Annotated in this window: 5 protein-coding genes and 1 pseudogene; 2 read left to right on the top strand and 4 right to left on the bottom strand. The window is 64.7% G+C overall.

Annotated elements, in window-relative coordinates:
• Nucleotides 1-133, top strand: a pseudogene (locus ABSG47_RS20790) (IS110 family transposase); the annotation flags it as partial.
• A 365-nt stretch (nucleotides 134-498) separates the two neighbouring features.
• On the opposite strand, the gene ABSG47_RS20785 reads toward ABSG47_RS20790, so the two are convergent.
• Genes ABSG47_RS20785 through tnpA form a run of 4 tightly spaced genes read right to left on the bottom strand, consistent with a single transcriptional unit; the run spans nucleotide 499 to nucleotide 3124 of the window.
• Nucleotides 499-741 carry a hypothetical protein gene (locus tag ABSG47_RS20785; RefSeq protein WP_424172460.1) on the bottom strand — a complete coding sequence of 81 codons (243 nt, stop codon included), beginning with the start codon at nucleotides 739-741 and terminating at the stop codon, nucleotides 499-501.
• A gap of 2 nt (nucleotides 742-743) precedes the next feature.
• The gene (gene tnpC / locus ABSG47_RS20780; protein WP_424172457.1) at nucleotides 744-2330 is read right to left on the bottom strand and encodes an IS66 family transposase; all 1587 of its coding nucleotides are present in this window, start codon (nucleotides 2328-2330) and stop codon (nucleotides 744-746) included.
• 60 nt (nucleotides 2331-2390) lie between these two features.
• The gene (gene tnpB / locus ABSG47_RS20775; RefSeq protein WP_424172454.1) at nucleotides 2391-2744 is read right to left on the bottom strand and encodes an IS66 family insertion sequence element accessory protein TnpB; all 354 of its coding nucleotides are present in this window, start codon (nucleotides 2742-2744) and stop codon (nucleotides 2391-2393) included.
• On the bottom strand, nucleotides 2741-3124 hold the full coding sequence (gene tnpA, locus ABSG47_RS20770; protein ID WP_424172451.1) for an IS66-like element accessory protein TnpA: 384 nt from the start codon (nucleotides 3122-3124) through the stop codon (nucleotides 2741-2743). The genes tnpB and tnpA overlap by 4 nt, the downstream gene beginning before the upstream one ends.
• A 293-nt stretch (nucleotides 3125-3417) precedes the next feature.
• Between tnpA and ABSG47_RS20765 the strand changes: the two genes are divergently transcribed.
• Nucleotides 3418-3783 (top strand): hypothetical protein (locus tag ABSG47_RS20765; protein WP_424172447.1); only part of this gene is annotated, 366 nt, incomplete at its 3' end.

The raw sequence follows: 3783 nt of genomic DNA, 5'->3' as shown, positions 1-3783 counted from the left end.
CATCGCCGCGCTGCTCGCCCGCAAGCCGCTGAGGCTTGCCACCGTCGCCATGGCCAATCGAACGGCTCGGGCGATCTGGGCCATCATGGTGCGCGGCGAGGTCTACCGCGCGCCGCAACCTGTCGACGCATAGACGAACCCTACGATCAGCGCCGCCGCAACGAGCGCGCTTCAGGAGTTGCGAGGACCATGTGAAGTGATGGCGAACCGGTCAGACCGGGGACGAGGACAACCCGAGTGAATGTCCAGGGCGTCATAGCCCGGGAACCAGAGTGGGACCTCGTCCGCGGAAACCATCAGGGCCAGCGGTCCATGACCGCGCTGACAGGCCAGACACAAGACTGCACCCGACCACGACGCCAAACCTTCGCATCACACCTTGCAATGCGGGAGCCATCCACACAGGACATTCCCCGCGAAGGTCCAGCAGCAAGCAACGTAAGCGTCCGGTCATGGGCCGTCCTGGCGGGGCGATCACCCATCGGATGCCGGCGATGCTCAATGGTCGGTGCGGCCGGCGCGCATCAATATCAGCTGGGCCTTTTCCTTGCGGACGATCTCGGCGAGGTTTTTCAGACCCAGCTCGGTGAAGGCGAGCAGCGGTTCGACGTCGGCGTCGTAGATCCAGATGCAGCCCTCTTCTTCCTCCATCCCGCAGGATATTTCATAGAGCCAGTCGGCATCTTCGCCGAGTGTTTTGGCGACATGAGCGAGGGTGAAGACCGCTTTGACGATCGCCATCGCTATGGCGCCGGTTCTTTCGCAACCGTCTGCGCCCAGTTCCACGGCAGCAGCTCATCGATGCGGTGAGCTGGATGGTCGGCCAGCCGGGCGAAGAGGTCGGTGAGGTAAGCCTCCGGATTGATGCTGTTCAGACGGCAGGTCTGGATGATCGTGAAGAAGACGGCGGCGCGGTCGCCGCCGGCGTCGGATCCGAGGAAGGTCCAGTTGCGCCGGCCAAGCGTCAGCGGGCGGATCGCGCGTTCGGCAGCATTGTTGGTCATCTCAAGGCGCCCATCCTCGGTGAAGCGCGTCAAGGCTTCCCAGCGCTTGGTGCTGTAGCGGATGGCCTTGGTCAGATCGCTTCGCTGACTGATCCGCTCCAGGGTCTTGTCGTAGAAGCTTTTGAGGTCGGCCAGTAAGGGCGCGCTTCGTGCCTGGCGGACCGCCAGGCGAACCTCGGCGCTCTGGCCATTGATCTCCCGCTCGATGGCGAAGATTTCACCCATGCGCTCCAAGGCTTGACGTGGCAGCGGCGATTTTGTCCGGACATGCTCATCGTAGATCTCGCGCCGGGCGTGGGCCCAGCACGCCACTTCAATCAGTTTCACCTGGCCGTTGATCGGATCTGGGTCATAGAGCTTTTCGAACCCGCCATAGGCGTCGGCGTGCAGATAGCCGCGACAGGGCGCCAGCAGCGCCTGGGCATGAACACCTCTTCGGTCGGGTGAGTACTGGTAGTAGGCCGCCAGCGGCTGGTTCGAACCCCAGGCGGACTCGTCACGCACTACCACCCATAACCGGCCCTTTCGGGTCTTACCCGCGCCGGGATCTTGCACCGGGACCGGCGTGTCGTCGGCGTGGATCGCCGGTCCGGCCCTGGCGTACCGGCCAATGCCCTCGGCGATCGGCGCGGCCAACCAGGCCATGCGCCCCACCCAGTCGGCCATGGTGGAGCGATCGATCTGGACCCCTTCACGGGCATAGATGTCCGATTGCCGGTTCAGCGGATTGTGGTCGCAGTATTTGGAGACGATCACGTGAGCCAGAAGCGCAGGCCCCGGGCGGCCTCGCTCGATCGGCAGGCTCGGCATCTTTGGCTGGGTGACCGTTTCGCAGTCCCGGCAGCTCATCACCGGCCTGACGTGGACGACGACCTTGAAGTGGGACGGCACGTATTCCAGGACGTCACGGGGCTCGTCGTCGATCTTGCGCAGGTTCTGCGATCCGCAAGTGGGGCAGACGCACGCGCCGGGGTGGTTGACGAACTCCCGCGGCAAGTGCTCGGGCAAGGGCTCGCGGTTTGCGCGGCCGCGTCGCCGGGCGCCGTCCTTGGCGGCCTTGTCGCGATTGGGCGGCGCGGTGGCTTCAGAGCGGGCCTCGTCTTGAGCCTCGGTTTCTTCAAGATCGCCCAGCACCAGCTCAAGCTGCTGGATCTCCGCATTCAGCTTTTCGGACGACTGGCCGAAGTTGCGCCGCTTCAGCTTCGCCAGCTGCGCTCGAAGCCGCTCGATCATGAGGGATTTGGAGTAAAGCTCTGACTGAAGAGCCGCGGCGAAGGCGCGGAGCTCATCCGGGTCGGTCGGCAATGTCGCCGTCGCCAAGGTCATGGCGAAGCCTAGCAAAATCACGCCAACAAGTCGATATTAGTTCATAGATTCAGTCGTTTATTAGACCATCTCGGGACGCTTTACTGGGTCTGCAGCGACCGTCCGCCGCCAGTCGATTCCTTCGATCAGCAGCGCTAGCTGGGCGGCGCTAAGTTGGAGCCGGCCCTCCACGATCGGCGGCCAGACGAACTTGCCTTGCTCCAATCTTTTGGCGAACAAGCAAAGACCTGACCCGTCCCAAGCCAAAATCTTCAAGTATGACGCTCGCTTGCCGCGGAAGACGAACAAGGCGCCGCTGAACGGGTCGGCCTTCAGAACCGTCTGCACCTGCGCCGCCAGTCCGTCCAAGCCTTTGCGCATGTCGCACGGCGTTGTCGCCAGGTAGACCTTCACGCCCGACGGCGGGACGATCACAGCGCAACCTTCAACGCCGCCAGAACCCGCACCAGCGCCGCCTCGCTGACGTCATCGCCGACGCGCACCCGAGCCCCGCTCGGCAACTCGATCTCCATTCGACCCGAGACGCCGACGCCGGCGTCACCGCTCTGGGCGAGGATATCGACCATGGCGAACGATACCGACTCTGGTGCTGCCGGCGCCGATCGCGCCAACCCAGTCCCCTTGAGCTCGCGCCGCCAGTTGAAGATCTGATTGTCGTTGAGCTCGTACCGCCGCGCCAGCTGCGCCACCGACGTTCCCGCGGCATAGCTCTCGGCCACGATCCGCCGCTTCGTCGCCGCGCTCCAGCGTCGCCGCCGACGCACCCGCTCTACCGCTGCCGTCTCCCGCGCCATCGTGTCCACTCCGATCTAAATGGACACTTGGGCCCGCACCCACATTAGGCTCGCAAGCCAACTACCGTCAGGCGCCCGTCACCGGACGCGTACCAAGCAACGACCTAACCGGACCCACATCGTGTGGCGTGAACGAAGCGGCCGCCGCGCGCACGTGGGGCCCGGCGGCGAGCGCTCGCCAAACGGCCCACGGGGTCGGGCCGTTCAGCTGGCGACTGCATCAGAATGGGCGTAAAAGTGCGGCGCCGAAAAAGCCTATTTAACCCAATCAATATTCAAAGGGAGATGCTGACATGGCGCAATTTGGCGACACCACGACGCTTGAGCGGAAATCCGAGAGCAGCGTCCAGCTGAAGTCCGCGAGCGCACTGGCCTTCGCGCCAGGCGCGGTGCTGCTGGTCGGCGACGGCCTAGGCGGGCGCGTCTACGCCTACGAGACGGGCGACACGGCCCGGCATGCGGACAGCAGTGTCCAGATCGAGGACCTGACCGGCAAGATCGCGGCCCTGCTCGGCACGACTTCGGATCAGATCCGCGTGCCCGACATCGCGGTCAATCCAGACTCCGGCAACGTCTACCTCGCCGTCGCGCACGGCGCGGGCGCCGACGCCGAGCACCTGATCCTCACGGTGGAGCCCTCCGGGCGCATCACCGAGCTC

It is taken from the genome of Occallatibacter sp. (assembly GCF_049510455.1).
Taxonomy (GTDB): domain Bacteria; phylum Acidobacteriota; class Terriglobia; order Terriglobales; family Acidobacteriaceae; genus Telmatobacter.
The sequence above is the reverse complement of the archived record's forward strand: the minus strand, read 5'-3'. Positions and strand labels throughout refer to the sequence as shown.

What these genes read in the sequence shown, in the direction of transcription:
- ABSG47_RS20785 (WP_424172460.1), bottom strand. Translation starts at nt 741, where the DNA reads ATGGCGATCGTCAAAGCGGTCTTCACCCTCGCTCATGTCGCCAAAACA.
- tnpA (WP_424172451.1), bottom strand. Translation starts at nt 3,124, where the DNA reads ATGGCGCGGGAGACGGCAGCGGTAGAGCGGGTGCGTCGGCGGCGACGC.
- tnpC (WP_424172457.1), bottom strand. Translation starts at nt 2,330, where the DNA reads ATGACCTTGGCGACGGCGACATTGCCGACCGACCCGGATGAGCTCCGC.